Raw genomic sequence first — 18426 nt, 5'->3', positions numbered from 1 at the left:
CTCTTTCACCCTTAGCCGTAGTTGGATTAGCTGATGAACAAACTGATCGTGAGTCTGCTGTTGACCCTTGGCGTTACAGGCGGCGCCAATGCCGCTGGCCCTATCGTTGGCGATGCTGCTGCCGGTCAGGCAAAAGCCGCTGTTTGCGGGGCGTGTCACAGCCCGGATGGCAACAGCGTCGCACCGAACTTCCCGAAACTTGCCGGCCAGGGTGAGCGATACCTGACCAAGCAGCTCCACGACATCAAGGACGGCAAGCGCACGGTCCTGGAAATGACCGGCCTGCTGACCAATCTCGGCGACCAGGACCTGGCCGATATCGCCGCGTACTTCGCCAGCCAGAAAGGCAGCGTCGGCGCCGCCGATCCGAAACTGGTCGAACAGGGCCGCGCCCTGTTCAACGGCGGTAACCTGGAAAAAGGCCTGCCCGCCTGCACCGGTTGCCACTCGCCGAATGGCGCTGGCCTTGCCGCCGCCGGCTTCCCGCACCTGGGCGGCCAGCACGCCCAGTACATCACCAAGCAGCTGACCGACTTCCGCGAAGGCGACCGTACCAATGACGGCGACGCTACCACCATGCGTACCATCGCCTCCAAACTCAGCAACCACGAGATCCAGGCGCTGGCCAGCTACATCCAGGGCCTGCACTGATCCGCACGGCACAACGTTAACGCTGCGTTAATGGCGCGTGCCGAACATGAAAAGGGTGGCTTCGGCCACCCTTTTTTCATTCTTCTGCCGTTACACTTACGAACTCGGACCCGCCTTGGCCTGTCAGAAAGACACGTCGTTGCAAGGCGACTCAAAGACTGCACAGGAGCAAAGCATGCGTAATCTGATTCTCAGCGCCGCGCTGGTGGCTGCCAGCGTTTTCGGTATGACTGCCCAGGCCGCGGAGCCGGTCGCCGGCAAGGAATACATCGAGCTGAGCAACCCGGTACCGGTGTCCGTACCGGGCAAGGTCGAAGTCGTCGAGCTGTTCTGGTACGGCTGCCCGCACTGCTACCACTTCGAACCGACCATCAACCCGTGGATCGACAAGCTGCCGGCCGACGTCAACTTCAAGCGCGTCCCGGCCATGTTCGGCGGCCCATGGGATGCCCACGGCCAGATGTTCCTGACCCTCGAAGCCATGGGCGTCGAGCACAAGGTCCACGCCGCGGTCTTCGATGCCATCCAGAACCAGAAGAAGCGCCTGACCGACCCGCAGGACATGGCTGACTTCCTGGCCACCCAGGGCGTCGACAAGGACAAGTTCCTCGCCACCTTCAACTCCTTCGCGATCAAGGGCCAGGTCAACCAGGCCAAGGAACTGGCGAAGAAGTACGAGATCACCGGCGTACCGAGCATGGTGGTCAACGGCAAGTACCGCTTCGACCTGGGCAGCGCCGGTGGTCCGGAAGGCGTGCTGAACGTGGCCGACCAACTGATCGCCAAGGAGCGCGCCGCGAAGTAAGCGGCGATGATCATGGCGCGCTGGAGAAGCGAGCGGGTTGTCGGCCTCTGTGATCCTCGGGTCAACGAGGTGCATGTGGACGACAACAACCTCCCCCGGGACGGTCGTCTGCGCCTGCTCAGCTTCAACATCCAGGTCGGTATCAGCACCGAGCGCTACCGTCACTACGTGACCCGCAGCTGGCAGCACCTGCTGCCGCATGTGGGGCGTGCCGGCAACCTGCAGAAGATCGGCGCGCTGCTCAACGATTTCGACCTGGTCGCCCTGCAGGAGGCCGATGGCGGCAGCCTGCGCTCGGGCTACGTCAACCAGGTCGAGCATCTCGCCCACCTCGGTGCCTTTCCCTACTGGTACCAGCAGCTCAACCGCAACCTCGGGCGTTTCGCCCAGCACAGCAACGGTGTGCTCAGCCGGCTAAAGCCGCAACTGCTCGAAGATCATCCGCTGCCCGGTCCGGCCGGGCGCGGGGCGATCCTGGTGCGTTTCGGCGATGGCGAAGACGCCCTGGTGGTGGTGATGATGCACCTGGCCCTGGGTTCCAAGACCCGCGCCCGCCAGCTCGCCTATATCCGCGAGCTGATCGGCGGCTATCGCCATCAGGTGCTGATGGGTGACATGAACACCCATGCCACCGACCTCCTGCAACACTCCCCCCTGCGTGACCTCGGCCTGATCGCGCCGCAGGTCGAAGCCACCTTCCCCAGCTGGCGTCCGCAACGCTGCCTTGATCACATTCTGCTCAGCCCGAGCCTGACCCTGGAAAAGGTCGAAGTGCTTTCCCAGCCGATTTCCGATCATTTGCCCGTCGCGGTTGAGATTCGTTTGCCTGACGCCCTGACTGTGGATACGCTCCCCGCTTTGCGTTAGTCCCCCTGATCGTGGACCCCGGGCATGAGCGACGAAGCGGAACGCTGGAAAGAGAAGTACCTCAAGAGCATCGAGCAGCAGGAAAAGCTGGAGCGCCGCTGGGACGCCCGTCTCGACCTTCTGCGTCGCGGTCTCGTGCGCAGTACCCTGGCGGCCGAAGGCAGCGATCGGGTGGTGGACGAGTGCATGAAGGAAATGCGCGACGTCATCCGCAGCGACAACATGGACGCCGGGCTCGCCGGCCTGATCCCGCGCCTGGAAAAAGCCGTGCTCGACTCCGAGCAGCGCCGCGCCACGCGCGTGACCCAGGTGACCACGGCACTCACGTCGCTGGTCAACCAGTTGCAGGCGTTGTCCCTGCCGAGTGATGTCCGTCGCCCGCTGAAGAAGCTTGGCAAGCAGGTCGAGGCCCGCGCCGGGCAGTCGCGGGAAGTGCCATTGCTGCTGAGCGAGCTGAGCAAGCTGCAGGGCGAGGCGCTGGGCGCCTTGACCCATCCCGAGGAGCACAACAAGCCCGGCTTGCTGCAGCGCCTGTTCGGCGGTCGGGACGCGCCGGCCGAAACCAACGACGCCACGGTCCAGGCGGTCGAAGCGCCCACCGCAGCAAGGGTCGAAGTCGCGCCGATTGCCGATATCGACGAACTGCGGCCGTCTTCGCCCGCGCCTGCAATCATCGCGGCCAAGGCAGAAGCGCCCGTGCAGGAGGTCGAAACTGCACCTGAGCCGCAAGTGTCGCTGCCGCCGGCAACCGAGTCGCAAGCCGTCGAGCCTGTGGAGACCGAAACTGCGGAGCCGGCCCTCGCGCCAGAGCCGGTCATGGTCGAGCCCGAACCCGAACCTCAGGTAGAAGAGCCTGTGGTCGAACTGACCGCCGAACAGATGCTCTACGCCCTCCCCGACGGCACCGAGCCCACCTACAGTTCGGTGGCCACCCATATCGAGCACACCCTGCTTGGCCTGCTCAACGACCTGGCCCTGCCGGAGCGACACCGTCCCCAGGCCGAGTCGATGCGCGAACGCCTGGAACACGGGCTGAACTGGTACGAGCTGCTGCCCATACTCGATGATCTTGCCGTGCTGATGCTGGCGATCACCGACAGTGGGCAGCACGAGTTCGAAGCCTACCTGCAACAGCTCAACGAGCGCCTGGAATCGTTCCAGAGCCATCTGCATGAGGCCAGCGAAGGGCACGCCGACAATCAGTCTGCCGAGCGCGACCTGAACAGCCAGTTGCGCGAGCAGGTCGACGGCCTGCACAGCAGCGTGCAGGGCGCGGCCGACCTGGACAGCCTCAAGCATGTGCTGGAAGGCCGTCTCGAAGGCCTGCTCGGCACCATGGACGAGCACCAGCAGCAGCGCGACAAGCGTGAAGAGGAAATGGCCAGCCGCCTCAAGGGCCTGTCCGAGCGGGTCGCGCATATGGAGCAGGAAGCCCAGGGCTACCGCGAACACCTGGAGGTCCAGCGCCAGAAAGCCTTGGTCGATCCGCTCACCGGCCTGCCCAACCGTGCCGCCTGGTCCGAGCGTCTGGACCTGGAAGTCGCCGACTGGCAGGAAAAGGGCGGCCACCTGCTGATGGCGATCCTCGATCTCGATCACTTCAAGCGTATCAATGACAACTATGGCCACCTGGCCGGCGACAAGGTTCTGAAGATCGTCGCCAACGAACTGCGCAAGCGCCTGCGCGCCCGGGACTTCATCGCCCGCTTCGGTGGCGAGGAATTTGTGCTCCTGGTGCCGCAGACGCCGATGGCGGGTGGTCTACAGTTGGCGGAGAGCCTGCGCGCGGCGGTGGAAGCCTGTCCGTTCCACTTCAAGGGCGAGCGGGTCACCATCACCCTGTCGGTGGGCATCACCGCGTTTCGCGACGGCGAACGCAGCGATACCGTGCTCAAGCGCGCCGACGAAGCCCTGTACCGGGCCAAGCACCTCGGACGCAATTGCTTGCAAGTGGGGTGAGTGGCCCTTCCTGAGGTACGTTATGCTATTGCATTACAGACTTCCCAGGCGTCGCCCCTTTTTCATGAAAGCGTTTTTCTCCGCCCTGCTGCTGGCTGTCCTCGCCGGTTGTACCAGTGGTCCGCAACTGCGTATCGACCACAGTCATGTCTCGGCGAACCAGGACAGCCGCGTCCAGTTCGTCATCCTGCACTACACCAATGCTTCGCTGGAGCGCTCGCTGGCCTTGCTGACCCATGGCGAGGTCAGCAGCCATTACCTGATCGGCGATGACCGCGACGGCACCGTCTACCAATTGGTGGACGAGAGCCGCCGCGCCTGGCATGCCGGTGAAAGCCAGTGGGAAGGCCGGACCTGGCTCAACTCCACGTCGATCGGCATCGAAATCGTCAATCCGGGCTTCACCGACACCCCGACAGGACGAGTCTGGCACCCGTACAGCGAGGCGCAGGTGCAGTCGCTGATCCTGTTGCTCAAGGACATCGCCAAGCGCAACAACATCCAGCCGCGGCACATCATCGGGCACAGCGACATCGCGCCGCTGCGCAAGCTGGATCCGGGGCCGTTGTTCCCGTGGAAGCGCCTGGCCGACGAAGGCCTTGGAATCTGGCCGAATGCCCAGGCGGTGGCGCAGCAGCAGGCGCGCTTCGCGGTGAATCCGCCGAGCATCACCTGGTACCAGCAGCAGCTGGCGCGGTTTGGCTATGCGATCGAGCAGACGGGCGTGTATGACGTTGCCACCCGTCACGTCATCGCCGCCTTCCAGATGCGCTTCCGCCCGCAGCGCTTCGACGGCCAGCCGGATGCGCAGACGGCGGCGATGCTGCAGGTCCTCAACGACCAGCGCTAGCCCGATCACCACAACCCCTGTGGGAGCTGGCTTGCCAGCGATTGCGTCAGCCCGGACAACATCGCTGCCATTGCCGGCCTCATCGCTGGCAAGCCAGCTCCCACAGGGGGCGGTGTCGCCTACTGGGGTACGCGTCGCGTCAAAACCCCGCCAAACGGCCAGGCCGATCTCCCGTGGAATTGCTATACCTCTGGTATGCAACGGGATATTCCAGATGGCGCCTGCCCTCCAGCTGTTACGCGGCCTGTTATATCGACCCTGGCTCCTGGCCTCGCTGGCAGCCTCGGCAAGCGCCTTTTTGCTTTTATTGGGCAGCCTGGGCCTGGCCATGCACCAGGTGCAGGTCAACGAAAGTGAACAGATGAACGCCCGTGGCGAGCGCTTCCTCGAACGTCTGGAGCAGATCTTCGGCCAGCTCCGACAAAGCGTCGACCAGCTCCAGTTGCAGCCCGTCCGTGGCTGCAGTTTCGAAATGTATTCCGCCCTGCAACAAGTCGCCTTCAACAACCGCTTCGTCTTCGAGGCGGCCTATATCGACGATCAGCAGATCTGCTCCAGCCGCCTCGGCGATCGTACCTTCGAGTCCCTGCCACCCCCGGATATCCGCGGCCCCACCTACAGCTACTGGCTGAACACCAGCACCGAGCCCGACGATAACCGCGCTGCCCTGATCCTCGGCCGCGGGCCTTTCCGGGTCTCTACCTCCCGTGGACACCTGACCGATGTGGTCGACCTGCCCGCCGGTGGCAGCCTGCTGGTGGTGCTCGACCAGGGCTCCCGTGCGGTCCCGGTGCTGGGGCCGGTGCAGCACTGGCCACCGGCCAGCCGCCATTGGCCACCCGAGTCGAAAAAGGCTCTGGTCGAACTGCCCGACCGCCTGATCTACCGCATGCCGACCAAATCCCCGGACTACCAGCTCGTCCTGATCGCCCCGCGTACCAGCCAGCAACTGAAGATGAGCGGCGCGTTGTGGCTGCTGTTCCCCGGCAGCCTGCTGCTGGCCTGGTGCATCGGTTGGGCGGTACTGCAACTGGTGCAGCAAAGCCGCTCGATGAGCTCGGAACTGCAGGGCGCGCTGCGCCGTAGCGAATTGCAGGTGCTCTATCAGCCGATCTTCGAACTGGCCAGCCGCCGTTGCGTCGGCGCCGAAGCCCTGGTGCGCTGGCGCCGCCCGGACGGTACCCTGACCAGCCCGGAGCTGTTCATCCCGCTGGCGGAAAACACCGGGCAGATCCGCCAGATCACCGATTTCGTCCTGCAACGGGTGTTCGAGCAACTCGGCCAGTTGTTGCGGGCCAATCCGCAGTTGTACATCTCGGTCAACCTGGCGGCTTGCGATGTGATGGTGCCGCGCATTGGCCGGGTCGCGGCGCGCCTGCTGGCGATCCACCATGTGGCGGCCAGCCAGATCGCCTTCGAGGTGACCGAGCGCGGACTGATCGACGTGGTAGTGGCCCGGGACAATCTCCAGGCGCTGCGGGCAGTGGGCCATCAGGTGCTGATCGACGATTTCGGCACCGGCTATTGCAGCCTCGCCTATCTGCAGACCCTGCCGGTGGACTGCCTGAAGATCGACAAGGCCTTTATCGATGCCCTTGGCCATGACGCCGCCAGCAGCGGCGTGGCCCCGCATATCATCCGCATGGCCCACGCCCTGCAACTGCGGGTGATCGCCGAGGGCATCGAATACGAGGACCAGGCCCAGTTGCTCAATAGCGAAGGGGTCAATTACGGCCAGGGCTGGCTGTTCGCCCACCCGCTGAATGCGCGGCAGTTCGCCGAGCTGATCACCCGTGGCCGGCGTCTCGGGCCACGGCGGATCGACGACGAAGCCTGATCAGACCGGCAACGCCATATAGAACTGGGTGCCGTGCTCCGGCCGTGAATACACGCCCATGCGCCCGCCGTGCAGTTGCACGATCTCCTTGCACAGGGCCAGGCCGAGGCCGGCGCCGCCCTTTTTGCGTCCGACCTGGACGAACGGCTCGAAGATCCTTCCCTGCTGGCTGTAGGCGATGCCCTCGCCGCTGTCTTCGACGCTGACGATCACCCGCTCACCGTGGCGACGGGCCTGAAGACGGATGTTTCCGCCCTTGGGGGTATGGCGAATGGCGTTGTCCAGCAGGTTGTCCATGACCCGATCGAGCTGGCTGATATCCGCCTGAATCCGCGGCAAGGGCGAGTCCAGTTCCAGTTGCAGCTCGATCTGCTTGGCGCCGGCGGCCTGGGCATGGCGGTCACGGGCACGTTCCAGCAGGTCATCGAGGGCGCAGACACTGCGTTCAAGCTTCTGCTGGCCGCTCTGGTACCGGGAGAAGTTCAGCAGGTCGTTGATCAGTTGGGTGAGGCGCTGCATTTCCTCGCCGATGGTCTCGAACAGGTCACCTTCGCGGCTGTCCTCCGGGAACTTGAGCCGCTCCTTGAGCAGGCCGAAGGCCATGTGCATGCCGGTGACCGGCGTGCGCAGCTCGTGGGAGGCGCGCAGGACGAACTCGCTGCGGACCCGCTCGAAGGCCCGTTGCTCGGTGACGTCGTGGAGCACCATGACCGCGCCGAGGATCTGCCCGTCCGCGCGGACCACCGGGGTCAGGCTGTAGGTCAGGACGCGGTTTTCCTTGTCGATCTCCAGGTGCAGGTCTTCCGGCACCCGCTCCAGGCTGCCGCCGCGCAGGATCAGGTGCAGTTGCTGGTCCAGCTCGGGGCGCTGCAAGGCCTCGCCAAGGCGGCTGCCGACGCGGGAGTCGTCCCAGCCCAACTGGCGCTGGGCTACCGGGTTGAGGTGTTCCAGGTGGCCCTGGCGGTCGATGATCAGCAGGCCGTCGTCGATACTGTCGAGCACCGCCTGCAAGCGCTGCTGACCGGCCAGCAGTTCGTCGACGTTGGTTGCCTGGTGCTCGCGCAGGGCCTCGGCCATCAGGCCGAAGCGCTTGGTCAGCTGGTTGATTTCCAGGGCCGAGGTCACCGGCAGGGTCACGTCGAAATTGCCCAGCCCGACCTGGTCGGCGGCACTGGCCAGCGCTTCGATGGGCTGGCCGAAGCGCCGGGCGATGCCATGGGCGGTGAGAAAGCCGAGGGCGAGTACCGCCAGGGCGACCAGGCCGAGCACGCCAGACATCAATACCGCGCGGTCCCGGGAGATCTTCTCGGCATCGCGGATCTGCTCCACCGCCTGCTTGTGGTACTCGATCAGGGTCGTGCGCAGCACGCTGAAGGCCTGGCCCAGCGGCTCGTCGACGCTCAGGCTGCGGGACGGCGAGGCGGCGGCCTTGAGTTGCTGGAGGAAGTTCTGGTACTCGGCATTGGCCTTGGCGAAGTCCTGCTCGTTTTCGTCGAATGCCTTCTCGTGCTGCATGCCGTCATCGAGCAACTGCTGGAACTGCGCCTGCAGTTCCGCCAGCACCCGCGGGTCGTTGCTGTCGTCGAGGATCTGGGTCAGCTGCTCGCTGAGGTTTTGCCGCAGGCGCAGGCCCATATCGAGGACGAAGGTGTTGTTGCGGATCATCGCCTGCTGCGAGCTGGCCATCTGCTGAACGCTGACCAGGCTCAGCAGCAGGCCCAGCAGGGCCACGGTGATCAGCGCGGAGATGCTGAGAAACAGCCGTGTCCGCAGCTTCATCGCCCATCTCATAGGTTGTACTGCTTGCGCTTGCGGTACAGGGTCGAGGCATCGATACCGAGGGTCTTGGCGGCCTGGTCGAGGGTGTCGCTGGTGGCCAGCACCGCGCCGATATGCGCCCGTTCCAGTTCATCCAGGCTCAGCGCCGCGCCGATCCGCGGAGCGTTGCTGGCCGGTTGCTCGGCCATGCCCAGGTGGCTGATCTCGACCTTCTCCTGGGCGCAGATGATGCTGGCCCGTTCGATCACGTTGCGCAGCTCGCGGATGTTGCCCGGCCAGCGGTAGTTGAGCAGGGCCGCACGGGCCTCGTCGCTGAAGGCCCGGGCCGGGCGCGAGTATTCCTTGACGAAGCGGGCGAGGAAACGCTCGGCCAGGGTCAGGATGTCCTCGCTGCGTTCGCGCAGCGGCGGCAGGTGCAGGGTGATGACGTTGAGGCGATAGAGCAGGTCTTCACGGAAGCGGCCTTCGCGGACCATGTCCTCGAGGTTGAGGTTGGTGGCGGCGAGGATGCGCACGTCGGCGCGGCGCGTCACCGGGTCGCCGACCCGCTCGTATTCCTTGTCCTGGATAAAGCGCAGCAGCTTGGGTTGCAGGGTCAGCGGGAAGTCGCCGATCTCGTCGAGGAACAGCGTGCCGCCGTCGGCCTGGTTGACCCGGCCCAGGGTGCTTTCGCTGGCCCCGGTGAAGGCGCCGCGGCTGTGGCCGAAGAGCTCGCTTTCCATCAGTTCGGCGGTCAGCGACGGGCAGTTGATGGTCACGCAGGCCTTGCGTGCACGCTTGCTCCAGCCGTGGATGGCCCGGGCCAGCTCGCCTTTACCGGTACCGGACTCGCCGAGGATAAGAATGTTGGCGTCGGTGGTCGCCACCTGCCGTGCGGTTTCCAGCACCACCATCATGGCCGGGCTGTGGGAATCCAGACCGTCCTTGGGCTTGCGCACTTCGCCTTCGAGGGCTTCCAGGCGTGCCGAGAGCTGGCGCACTTCCAGCTGCTTGGCGGTGGCCAGGCGCAACTGGTCCGGGCTGCATGGCTTGACCAGGTAATCGGCGGCGCCGGCCTGGATCGCGTCCACCGCAGTATCGACGGCCGAGTGGGCGGTGACGATCACTACGCGCATCCACGGCGCGAGGATGCGCATCTGCGCGAGCACGTCGAGGCCGTTGTCCTCGCCCAGGCGCAGGTCGAGGAAGCACAGGTCGAAGACCTGGCGCTGCAACAGGGTCTCGGCCTGGGCCGCGCTATTGGCGGTGGCCACGGTATAGCCCTCGTCCTCCAGGCAATAACGGAAGGTCCGCAAGATGGCGGACTCGTCGTCCACCAGCAGAATGCGGCCTTGAGGCTCGGGGGCTGACTCCATTTCCTACGCTCCTTGGGAATTATCTTGGTTAGTGTCGGAAAAATCGTGCAAGTTGCATGGATTATTCTGATTCATCCCTACCTCTGATGCTAGCTCGCGGTTTTCGACCGCCTGTCGGGCTTTTTGACGCTGAAAAACCGTCACTCGTTCATGCAAAACGCACGACTGTCGCAGGGGGCGTCGTGCAGGATGCTCTCCCGGTGCGTTTTAGGATAATCGTAAGCTATTGATTTAAAAGGAAAAATTCAATCTCAAAAAGCTGGCATGCAGGCTGCAATATCCCTCCCAGGTCATAACAACATTGCAGCAAGAGGAGCCCGGCACATGAAACGCACTTCCGCCGCCCTGGTGCTTATATCGCCACATCATTTGCGTCAGGCGCTGTTTCTTGTGCTGGCGTTGCTGCTGACCCTGGTTGCCGGTCAGGTCTATCACGCCTGGCAGGCCAGCAAGGTCGAACGCCAACTCGCTGTGCAGGTGGTGCGCATCCATGAAAGCCGCGCCGCCCCGTTGCAAACCGCTCCGATCATGCGCTCGCAAGTGCTGCCGGCCGCCAGTGTCGATGATTCGACCCAGGCGCCGACCCAGCGCTGGGTGTTCTGACCGCAGGCGTAGCGTGAACGTTTCCAAAACAGAAGGAGAATCACCATGTTGAGTTGGGCCATTACCTTCCTGATCATCGCCATTGTCGCTGCCGTGCTGGGCTTCGGTGGTATCGCCGGCGCCGCTACCGGTATCGCGAAGATTCTCTTCATAGTCTTCCTGGTGCTGTTCGTGGCTTCCTTCTTCTTTGGTCGTCGCGGTCGAGGCTGAGGCAATGAAAGGCGTGATACGCAACGCCCTGGTCGCCGGCCTGTTGTTGGCCGGCGGTTCGGCGGCAATGGCGGCCAATGACGGCCAGGTCCGGGTCACCGATGTACTCGGCTCGGACCCCGAGTATCGGGAAACCTGGCAGGACGTGGTCGAAAAGCAGGAGCGACTGCCCGAGTGGGTGCTCAACCTGAGCGGGGTGTCCGAGCAGCAGATGTCCGCCGTCGAGGAAGACGGTGACAAGTACCTGGTCGGTCCGCTCTGCGAGAGTGCTGGCAAGTGCCTGAACAAGCGGCTGATCGTGGCTTTCCGTTGGGACAAGGAAAAAGCCTACGCAATGCTGGTCGAGGTGCCCGAAGGACTGCCGGGCGACAAGTCACCGACCCGCCACGCCGATTACCGCTGGCTTGGTGACCCGGATGAAGGCATGCAGGCCATGCTCAAGGAACAGCTCAAGCGTGATCCGAATTGGTACTGAGGCGCCGCCGGGCGCATCGGTACTCTGACAGAAGCTGAACCTTTCTCCCGTTCAGGCTTCTATGTTGCGCCCACCCGAGGAGGGTAGGTGCATGACCAGGGGGCTGGGCAGCTCTGATCGATGCAATATCGGAGCCGCCTAGGGGTACAAGGAGTACCTCCGCACAGGGCCGGGTCAGGAAAGCAATTGCCGGGAGCGGGTCTGTCGGGGTGTCCTGGAAACGGGGCACCCTGGCCGGACTGTCCCGGCAGCACCCTTCCCCCGTTTCTTTCCGATAGATGACAAATCTGCCACCCGCTCGTCTGTCCACCAAAATATTTTCGTCAATTTTCCTACACCATCCGGGTGCTTTTCTGCCCATTCGGATTGTCGAACACCGATAGCTTCTGTGGATTAAACATCCTGTGAATCTGCCGAAATATGGCGGATCGGTCGTATTCGGGATTCCGAACACCCTGCGCAAAAGCCCTTCCGACGCCCGTTTTTCGCGCAAAAACTCATGCCGATTCGGCATAGGGTACTCGTTTCCGGCATTAGACCTGGCCCCCTCCCGCCTGAATAGTTGCGCCTTTTTTCGCCAGCCAGAGACCGTTCGCGTTCACTGGCGACGACCTTCTGCGGTGCCCTTGACTGTTGCCGAAGAAGTTTCCTGGGAGGCTATCAGCCGCTCTGGAATGCCGGTTACAGCGCAATGCCCGTGTCCACTTGAAGAAAAAGGTAATGACATGAAGAAGGCAAAACTAAGCCTCGCCTGGCAGATCCTCATCGGTCTTGTCCTGGGTATCGCCATCGGCGCCTTGCTGAATCACTTCAGTGCAGAAAAGGCATGGTGGATCAGCAACGTGCTGCAGCCTGCCGGTGACATCTTCATTCGCCTGATCAAGATGATCGTCATCCCGATCGTGATTTCGTCGCTGATCGTGGGTATCGCCGGGGTTGGCGACGCGAAGAAACTTGGCAGTATCGGCCTCAAGACCATCATCTACTTCGAGGTGGTGACCACCATCGCCATCGTCGTCGGCCTGGTTCTGGCCAACCTGTTCCACCCGGGCGCCGGCATCGACATGAGCACGCTGGGCACCGTGGACATCTCCAAGTACCAGGCCACCGCGGCCGAGGTGCAGCATGAGCACGCGTTCATCGAGACCATCCTCAACCTGATCCCGTCGAACATCTTCGCGGCGCTGATGCGCGGTGAAATGCTGCCGATCATCTTCTTCTCGGTGCTGTTCGGCCTGGGCCTGTCGAGCCTCAACGCCGAGATTCGCGATCCGCTGGTGAAGACCTTCCAGGGCGTTTCCGAAGCCATGTTCAAGGTCACCCACATGATCATGAACTACGCCCCGATCGGCGTATTCGCCCTGATCGCCGTGACCGTCGCCAACTTCGGCTTCGCCTCGCTGCTGCCGCTGGCCAAGCTGGTGCTACTGGTGTACTTCGCCATCGCCTTCTTCGCCTTCATGGTCCTGGGCCTGGTGGCGCGCCTGTTCGGCTTCTCGATCATCAAGCTGATGCGCATCTTCAAGGACGAACTGGTCCTGGCCTACTCCACCGCCAGCTCCGAGACCGTGCTGCCGCGGGTGATCGAGAAGATGGAAGCCTATGGTGCGCCGAAGGCCATCTGCAGCTTCGTGGTCCCGACCGGCTACTCGTTCAACCTCGACGGTTCGACCCTGTACCAGAGCATCGCGGCGATCTTCATTGCCCAGCTGTACGGCATCGACCTGTCGATCAGCCAGCAACTGCTGCTGGTGCTGACCCTGATGGTTACTTCGAAAGGTATCGCCGGTGTGCCGGGCGTGTCGTTCGTGGTGCTGCTGGCGACCCTGGGCAGCGTGGGTATTCCGCTGGAAGGCCTGGCATTTATCGCCGGTGTCGACCGCATCATGGACATGGCGCGTACTGCCCTGAACGTGATCGGCAACGCCCTGGCGGTCCTGGTCATCGCCCGTTGGGAAGGCATGTACGACGCTGAGAAAGGCCAGAAATACTGGAACTCCCTGCCGCACTGGCGCAGCAAGGAAGCGGCGGTGGCGGGCAAGGCCGTCAATTCCTGAGCCTTGCACCACGCTGAATGAAAAAGCCCCGCACCGTCGGGGCTTTTTCACATCCAGCCGCCGCAACGCCTGTAGGAGCGTGGCTTGCCCGCGAAGGAGCGCGCAAGCGGTCCCAAAATCTCACTGTCAGCACCACTTTTGGGAGCGCTTCGCACTCCTTCGCGGGCAAGCCACGCTCCTACCTTGTCGTGCCAGGGCCTTCCTGCTTCCGCTATCATTCAGCCCATCTTTGACGGGAGTTCGTTCGGATGCTCAACGGCCTTTGGCTTGGTTTCTTCGTGGTGGCGGCCATCTCGGCGCTGGGGCAATGGCTGATAGGCGGTAATGCCGGGATCTTCGCGGCAATGGTCGAAAGCATCTTTGCCATGGCCAAGCTGTCGGTAGAAGTGATGGTCCTGCTGTTCGGCACCCTGACCCTGTGGCTGGGCTTCCTGAAGATCGCCGAGCAGGCCGGGATCGTCGAGTGGCTGGCCAAGGTCCTCGGCCCGCTGTTCCGCCGCCTGATGCCGGAAGTCCCGCCCGGCCATCCCGCCCTCGGCCTGATCACCCTGAACTTCGCCGCCAACGGCCTGGGCCTGGACAACGCTGCCACCCCGATCGGCCTCAAGGCCATGCGCGCCTTGCAGGAACTGAACCCGAGCCCGACAACGGCGAGCAACGCGCAGATCCTCTTCCTGGTGCTCAACGCCTCGTCCCTGACCCTGCTGCCAGTCACCATCTTCATGTACCGCGCCCAGCAAGGGGCGATGGACCCGACCCTGGTGTTCCTGCCGATCCTGCTGGCCACCAGTTGCTCGACCCTGGTCGGCCTGTTCTCGGTGGCCATCGTCCAGCGCCTGCGCCTGTGGGACCCGGTGGTACTTGCCTACCTGATTCCCGGTGCGCTGCTGCTCGGCGGTTTCATGGCGATTCTTGCCGGGCTGTCGGCCACCGCCCTGGCCAGCCTGTCGTCGATCCTCGGCAACCTGACCCTGTTCGGCCTGATCATCCTGTTCCTGCTGATCGGTGCGCTGAGGAAGGTCAAGGTGTACGAAACCTTCGTCGAGGGGGCGAAGGAAGGCTTCGATGTGGCGAAGAACCTGCTGCCGTACCTCGTCGCCATGCTCTGCGCGGTCGGCGTGCTGCGTGCCTCCGGAGCCCTGGAATTCGGCCTGGAAGGCATCCGCCATACAGTGGAGTGGCTGGGCTGGGACACCCGCTTCGTCGATGCCTTGCCCACCGCCATGGTCAAGCCGTTCTCCGGCAGCGCGGCGCGGGCCATGCTCATCGAGACCATGCAGACCCACGGCGTGGACAGCTTCCCGGCACTGGTCGCGGCCACCGTGCAGGGCAGCACGGAAACCACCTTCTACGTGCTGGCGGTGTACTTTGGCGCCGTCGGCATCCAGCGCACCCGGCATGCCGTGGGCTGCGCCCTGCTCGCCGAACTGGCCGGGGTGCTGGGCGCCATCGCGGTGTGCTACTGGTTCTTCGGCTGATGCTGGCTGGCCTGGGCCACGGTCCAGTCCAGCAGTTGCGCCATGGCCTTGTCCGTCACCTGGCCAAGGCCGGCGACCACCGTCGGCACGTTCTTGTCCCCTAGCACCTGACGCACCTCGAAGCGCCGGCTGACCAGGATGCGCTGGGTGCGCCCGTCCACCAGCCGCGCATCAAGGCGAATCAATGCCTCGACACCCTGCGCCGTGTATTCGCTCTGGAACGCCTGCAACTCGCCTACCAGCTCGAAATCCGATTGCAGGTTGCTGTCGTCGGCGCTCAGGCGCGGCACCCGGCCATCGCGCTGGAAGGCATCGAGGATGCGGTTGCGCAGCAGCGCCGGGGCCGGGTCGGTCCAGCGTGCGCCCTTGTAGGTGCTGATCATGTCACCCTGGGGCACCACGGCGATGCGCGGCATGTCCAGGGCATCGCTGGTGATCGGCTTGTTCACCCGCAGCGACCAGCTCACCGGCGCCGCACTGGACGCGGCGGTATGCGCCGGCAGGCGATAGACCTCGGCGTTCTCCGCCTTGGGCAGGATCGAGCAGGCGCCGCTCAGGCTGATCAGCAGGGCCAGGGACAGACGGCTGGCGAGTCTCATGGCTCGAACTCCTTGCTTTGGTCACGGCCAAGCAGGTAGCCGCTGGGGTTGGCTTCAAGGCGGCGGGAAATGGCCTTGAGGGAATTGAGGGTGTCACGCAGCTCGCGGATCGCCGGGGACAGGTCACGGAAGCCCTGGGCACCGCTGTCGATGGCGTCGCGGTTGCTTTCCAGCAGGGCGTTGAGGGTCGCGGTGCTTTGCGCCAGGGACTGCATGGCCTGGTCGGCGCTTTTCGCGATGTCGGGGCCGCGGCTGCCAAGCAGCTGGTTGGCGTTGCGCATCAGTTCGCCGGTCTGTTCCAAAGCGGTACCGGCCTGCTGGCCGAGGCTGGACAGCTGCTTGATCGCCTGGCTGATGTCTTCGCGCTGGGCGGCCACGGCGCCGGTGGTCTGCTCCAGGTTCTGCAGGGTCGCGCCCAGGCGGTTGACGTTGTCTTCGGAGAACAGCCGGTTGGCGTTGTGCAGCAGCAGGTTGATGTTGGTCACCAGGTCGCTGCTGTTGTTCAGCAGACGGGCGATGGGCGATGGCGAGGCGATGATCACTGGCAGCTTGCCGCCCTTGCCCACCAGCGGCGGGCTGCCCGGGGTGCCGCCGCTGAGCTGGATCAGCGAGGTGCCGGTGACGCCGGTCAGGGTCAGCTTGGCCTGGGTGTCCTGCTTGATCGGCGTATCGGCGTTGAGGCGGATATGCGCCAGTACGCGGCGCGGGTCTTCGGGGTCGAGGCGCAGGCTCATCACATCGCCCACCTTGATCCCGCTGTACTGAACGGCGCTGCCCTTGGACAGGCCGGTGACCGCCTCGTTGAAGACCACCTCGTAGTCCTTGAAGGTCGCATCGACGCTGGCCTTGGCCAGCCACAGGCCGAACAGCATGGCGGCGACCACCACCAGCACGGTGACCATACCGATCATTACATGGTGCGCACGGGGCTCCATCTCACTTCTCCTTCAGCGCTGCAGCGGCATCGAGCGCCGCACGGCCACGCGGGCCATGGAAATATTCGTGAATCCACGGCTCGTCGTACTCGGCCACTTCATCGATGGGGGCGGCCACCAGGACCTTCTTCTGCGCCAGCACCGCAACCCGGTCGCTGATGGTGTAGAGGGTGTCGAGGTCGTGGGTGATCAGGAACACGCTCAGGCCCAGGGCGTCGCGCAGGGTCAGGATCAGCTGGTCGAAGGCGGCGGCGCCGATGGGGTCGAGGCCGGCGGTGGGTTCGTCGAGGAACAGGATGTCCGGGTCCAGGGCCAGGGCGCGGGCCAGGGCGGCGCGCTTGATCATGCCGCCGGACAGCGAGGCCGGGTACTTGTCGGCTGCGGTCTGCGGCAGGCCGGCCAGCGCCAGCTTGACGCCTGCCAGATGCTCGGCGTCGTCGCGGCTCAGGCCGGCATGCTCGATCAGCGGCAGGGCGACGTTCTCGGTCACGGTCAGCGAAGAAAACAGTGCGCCCTTCTGGAACAGTACGCCGAAGCGTCGTTCGATCAGCGAGCGTTCGGTGGGGTTGGCGTCGAGCAGGTTCTCGCCGAAGACCTTCACCGTGCCCTCGTTGGGCCGGCGCAGGCCGATGATGCTGCGCAGCAGCACCGACTTGCCGCTGCCCGAGCCGCCGACCACCGAGAGGATCTCGCCGCGGTACAGGTCGAGGTCGAGTTGTTCGTGCACGCTCTGCGGGCCGAAACGGTTGCACATCCCGCGCACCTGGATGACCGCCTCACGGTCGTCTGTCCGGCTCACCAGCCCATCTCCATGAAGAACAGTGCGGCCACGGCGTCGAGCATGATCACCACGAAGATCGACTGGACCACCGCCGAGGTAGTGTGGGCGCCCACCGATTCGGCGCTACCGCTGACTTTGAAGCCCTCCAGGCAGCCGATGGCGGCGATCAGGAAGGCGAAGAACGGGGCTTTTGCCAGGCCGACGAGGAAGTGCTGCACGCCGATATCGTCTTCCAGCAGGGACAGGAACATCGCCGGCGAGATATCCAGCGACAGGGCGCAGACCACGCCGCCGCCGAGGATGCCGCAGATCATCGCGAGGAAGGTCAGCAGCGGCAAGGAAATCAGCAGGGCCAGGACCCGCGGGATCACCAGCAGCTCCACCGGATCGAGGCCGAGGGTGCGGATCGCGTCTACCTCTTCATTGGCCTTCATCGAGCCGATCTGTGCGGTAAAGGCACTGGCGGTGCGGCCGGCCATGAGGATGGCGGTCAGCAGCACGCCGAATTCACGGAGGAAGGAGAAGGCCACCAGGTCGACGGTAAAGATGCTCGCGCCGAAGCTCGCCAGCACCGTGGCGCCGAGGAACGCCACCACCGCGCCGACCAGGAAGGTCAGCAGGGCGACGATGGGCGCGGCGTCGAGGCCGGTCTGTTCGATATGTGCGACCACCGAGGTCATGCGCCAGCGCCGGGGCTGGAAGGCGCGGCGGGCCAGGGTGGCAACGATCAGGCCGATAAAGCCGAGGAGCTGGCGCGAGTCCTGCCAGAGGGTGTCCACGGCGCAGCCGATGCGCGCCATCAACTGGGTCAGCACCGGGACTTGCGGAACCCGCGGCGGAATGCAGAACTCGGTCAGCGAGGCCTGCACGCTGCGCAGCAGATGGCGGCTGGCTTCGGGCAGGGCGTTGCACTGGTCCAGCTGGGCCACCCGGGCCGGGCCCAGCAGCTCCACCAGCAGCGAGGCACCGGCGGTGTCGAGCTTGCCGAGCTGGTCCATCTCGATGCGGGTGGTCTGGTCGTACTGGCCGTTGAGCGCGGTGATGGCGTGCTTGAGAGTGGCGTAGTGGGCCAGGGTCCAATCGCCGCTCAGGCGCAGGCAGGCCGGACTCTGGCCGGTGTCGAGGATGGCGCTGGCGGGGCTTGGAAGGCTGGTCATGGGCTCCGGTCTATCCCTAGGTGCGCCG

Annotated in this window: 17 protein-coding genes; 11 read left to right on the top strand and 6 right to left on the bottom strand. The window is 64.4% G+C overall.

Annotated elements, in window-relative coordinates; genetic code table 11:
• Positions 1-33: 33 nt before the first annotated feature.
• From PSEMO_RS04605 to PSEMO_RS04580, 6 genes are all read left to right on the top strand, one after another.
• Positions 34-651, top strand: a complete 618-nt coding sequence (locus PSEMO_RS04605) for a c-type cytochrome (protein ID WP_075801992.1) — start codon at positions 34-36, stop codon at positions 649-651.
• A gap of 175 nt (positions 652-826) precedes the next feature.
• Positions 827-1456 carry a thiol:disulfide interchange protein DsbA gene (gene dsbA, locus PSEMO_RS04600; RefSeq protein WP_075801991.1) on the top strand — a complete coding sequence of 210 codons (630 nt, stop codon included), beginning with the start codon at positions 827-829 and terminating at the stop codon, positions 1454-1456.
• Between the two features lie 12 nt (positions 1457-1468).
• Positions 1469-2323, top strand: a complete 855-nt coding sequence (locus tag PSEMO_RS04595) for an endonuclease/exonuclease/phosphatase family protein (protein ID WP_075802060.1) — start codon at positions 1469-1471, stop codon at positions 2321-2323.
• 24 nt (positions 2324-2347) lie between these two features.
• A complete protein-coding gene (locus PSEMO_RS04590) occupies positions 2348-4282 on the top strand; it encodes a GGDEF domain-containing protein (RefSeq protein WP_075801990.1) in 1935 nt (644 codons plus the stop codon).
• A 64-nt stretch (positions 4283-4346) separates the two neighbouring features.
• Positions 4347-5132, top strand: a complete 786-nt coding sequence (locus tag PSEMO_RS04585) for an N-acetylmuramoyl-L-alanine amidase (protein ID WP_075801989.1) — start codon at positions 4347-4349, stop codon at positions 5130-5132.
• Between the two features lie 214 nt (positions 5133-5346).
• Complete coding sequence (locus PSEMO_RS04580; protein WP_075801988.1) at positions 5347-6969, top strand: EAL domain-containing protein; 1623 nt, start codon at positions 5347-5349, stop codon at positions 6967-6969.
• Here PSEMO_RS04580 and PSEMO_RS04575 read toward each other — a convergent pair whose 3' ends face one another.
• Together PSEMO_RS04575 and algB are read right to left on the bottom strand one after the other, a co-directional pair.
• On the bottom strand, positions 6970-8760 hold the full coding sequence (locus PSEMO_RS04575; RefSeq protein ID WP_075801987.1) for a KinB sensor domain-containing domain: 1791 nt from the start codon (positions 8758-8760) through the stop codon (positions 6970-6972).
• Complete coding sequence (algB, locus tag PSEMO_RS04570; protein WP_075801986.1) at positions 8757-10103, bottom strand: sigma-54-dependent response regulator transcription factor AlgB; 1347 nt, start codon at positions 10101-10103, stop codon at positions 8757-8759. Before algB ends, PSEMO_RS04575 begins: the two co-directional genes overlap by 4 nt.
• Positions 10104-10427: 324 nt before the next feature.
• Here algB and PSEMO_RS04565 point away from each other — a divergent pair, with 324 nt between their 5' ends.
• From PSEMO_RS04565 to PSEMO_RS04545, 5 genes are all read left to right on the top strand, one after another.
• On the top strand, positions 10428-10706 hold the full coding sequence (locus PSEMO_RS04565; protein ID WP_075801985.1) for a hypothetical protein: 279 nt from the start codon (positions 10428-10430) through the stop codon (positions 10704-10706).
• A gap of 45 nt (positions 10707-10751) precedes the next feature.
• On the top strand, positions 10752-10916 hold the full coding sequence (locus PSEMO_RS04560) for a DUF1328 domain-containing protein (RefSeq protein ID WP_009401691.1): 165 nt from the start codon (positions 10752-10754) through the stop codon (positions 10914-10916).
• Between the two features lie 4 nt (positions 10917-10920).
• Entirely contained in the window at positions 10921-11391 is a 471-nt protein-coding gene (locus PSEMO_RS04555; protein WP_075801984.1) for an inhibitor of vertebrate lysozyme family protein, read from the top strand.
• Between the two features lie 725 nt (positions 11392-12116).
• Positions 12117-13448, top strand: coding sequence for a glutamate/aspartate:proton symporter GltP (gene gltP, locus PSEMO_RS04550; RefSeq protein ID WP_075801983.1), 1332 nt, complete (start codon positions 12117-12119; stop codon positions 13446-13448).
• Positions 13449-13696: 248 nt separating this feature from the next.
• Positions 13697-14926: a nucleoside recognition domain-containing protein gene (locus PSEMO_RS04545; protein WP_075801982.1), complete on the top strand. Its 1230-nt coding sequence runs from the start codon at positions 13697-13699 to the stop codon at positions 14924-14926.
• On the opposite strand, the gene PSEMO_RS04540 is transcribed toward PSEMO_RS04545, so the two are convergent.
• Genes PSEMO_RS04540 through PSEMO_RS04525 form a run of 4 tightly spaced genes read right to left on the bottom strand, consistent with a single transcriptional unit; the run spans position 14908 to position 18398 of the window.
• Entirely contained in the window at positions 14908-15525 is a 618-nt protein-coding gene (locus PSEMO_RS04540; protein WP_075801981.1) for an ABC-type transport auxiliary lipoprotein family protein, read from the bottom strand. The genes PSEMO_RS04545 and PSEMO_RS04540 overlap by 19 nt on opposite strands.
• A complete protein-coding gene (locus PSEMO_RS04535; protein ID WP_075801980.1) occupies positions 15522-16460 on the bottom strand; it encodes an MlaD family protein in 939 nt (312 codons plus the stop codon). The genes PSEMO_RS04540 and PSEMO_RS04535 overlap by 4 nt, the downstream gene beginning before the upstream one ends.
• Before the next feature lies 1 nt (position 16461).
• On the bottom strand, positions 16462-17214 hold the full coding sequence (locus PSEMO_RS04530; RefSeq protein ID WP_086937202.1) for an ABC transporter ATP-binding protein: 753 nt from the start codon (positions 17212-17214) through the stop codon (positions 16462-16464).
• Between the two features lie 41 nt (positions 17215-17255).
• Positions 17256-18398, bottom strand: a complete 1143-nt coding sequence (locus PSEMO_RS04525) for an ABC transporter permease (RefSeq protein WP_075801978.1) — start codon at positions 18396-18398, stop codon at positions 17256-17258.
• Between the last annotated feature and the right edge of the window lie 28 nt (positions 18399-18426).

Origin of the sequence: Pseudomonas putida (assembly GCF_001941965.1) — a bacterium.
Classification (GTDB): domain Bacteria; phylum Pseudomonadota; class Gammaproteobacteria; order Pseudomonadales; family Pseudomonadaceae; genus Aquipseudomonas; species Aquipseudomonas putida_L.
The sequence above is the reverse complement of the archived record's forward strand: the minus strand, read 5'-3'. Positions and strand labels throughout refer to the sequence as shown.

Coding starts and splice junctions, on each gene's coding strand:
- PSEMO_RS04590 (WP_075801990.1), top strand. CDS start 2,348: ATGAGCGACGAAGCGGAACGCTGGAAAGAGAAGTACCTCAAGAGCATC.
- PSEMO_RS04530 (WP_086937202.1), bottom strand. CDS start 17,214: ATGTGCAACCGTTTCGGCCCGCAGAGCGTGCACGAACAACTCGACCTC.
- gltP (WP_075801983.1), top strand. CDS start 12,117: ATGAAGAAGGCAAAACTAAGCCTCGCCTGGCAGATCCTCATCGGTCTT.
- PSEMO_RS04575 (WP_075801987.1), bottom strand. CDS start 8,760: ATGAGATGGGCGATGAAGCTGCGGACACGGCTGTTTCTCAGCATCTCC.
- PSEMO_RS04545 (WP_075801982.1), top strand. CDS start 13,697: ATGCTCAACGGCCTTTGGCTTGGTTTCTTCGTGGTGGCGGCCATCTCG.
- PSEMO_RS04580 (WP_075801988.1), top strand. CDS start 5,347: ATGGCGCCTGCCCTCCAGCTGTTACGCGGCCTGTTATATCGACCCTGG.
- dsbA (WP_075801991.1), top strand. CDS start 827: ATGCGTAATCTGATTCTCAGCGCCGCGCTGGTGGCTGCCAGCGTTTTC.
- PSEMO_RS04585 (WP_075801989.1), top strand. CDS start 4,347: ATGAAAGCGTTTTTCTCCGCCCTGCTGCTGGCTGTCCTCGCCGGTTGT.
- PSEMO_RS04605 (WP_075801992.1), top strand. CDS start 34: ATGAACAAACTGATCGTGAGTCTGCTGTTGACCCTTGGCGTTACAGGC.
- algB (WP_075801986.1), bottom strand. CDS start 10,103: ATGGAGTCAGCCCCCGAGCCTCAAGGCCGCATTCTGCTGGTGGACGAC.
- PSEMO_RS04525 (WP_075801978.1), bottom strand. CDS start 18,398: ATGACCAGCCTTCCAAGCCCCGCCAGCGCCATCCTCGACACCGGCCAG.
- PSEMO_RS04540 (WP_075801981.1), bottom strand. CDS start 15,525: ATGAGACTCGCCAGCCGTCTGTCCCTGGCCCTGCTGATCAGCCTGAGC.
- PSEMO_RS04535 (WP_075801980.1), bottom strand. CDS start 16,460: ATGGAGCCCCGTGCGCACCATGTAATGATCGGTATGGTCACCGTGCTG.
- PSEMO_RS04560 (WP_009401691.1), top strand. CDS start 10,752: ATGTTGAGTTGGGCCATTACCTTCCTGATCATCGCCATTGTCGCTGCC.
- PSEMO_RS04565 (WP_075801985.1), top strand. CDS start 10,428: ATGAAACGCACTTCCGCCGCCCTGGTGCTTATATCGCCACATCATTTG.
- PSEMO_RS04555 (WP_075801984.1), top strand. CDS start 10,921: ATGAAAGGCGTGATACGCAACGCCCTGGTCGCCGGCCTGTTGTTGGCC.
- PSEMO_RS04595 (WP_075802060.1), top strand. CDS start 1,469: ATGGCGCGCTGGAGAAGCGAGCGGGTTGTCGGCCTCTGTGATCCTCGG.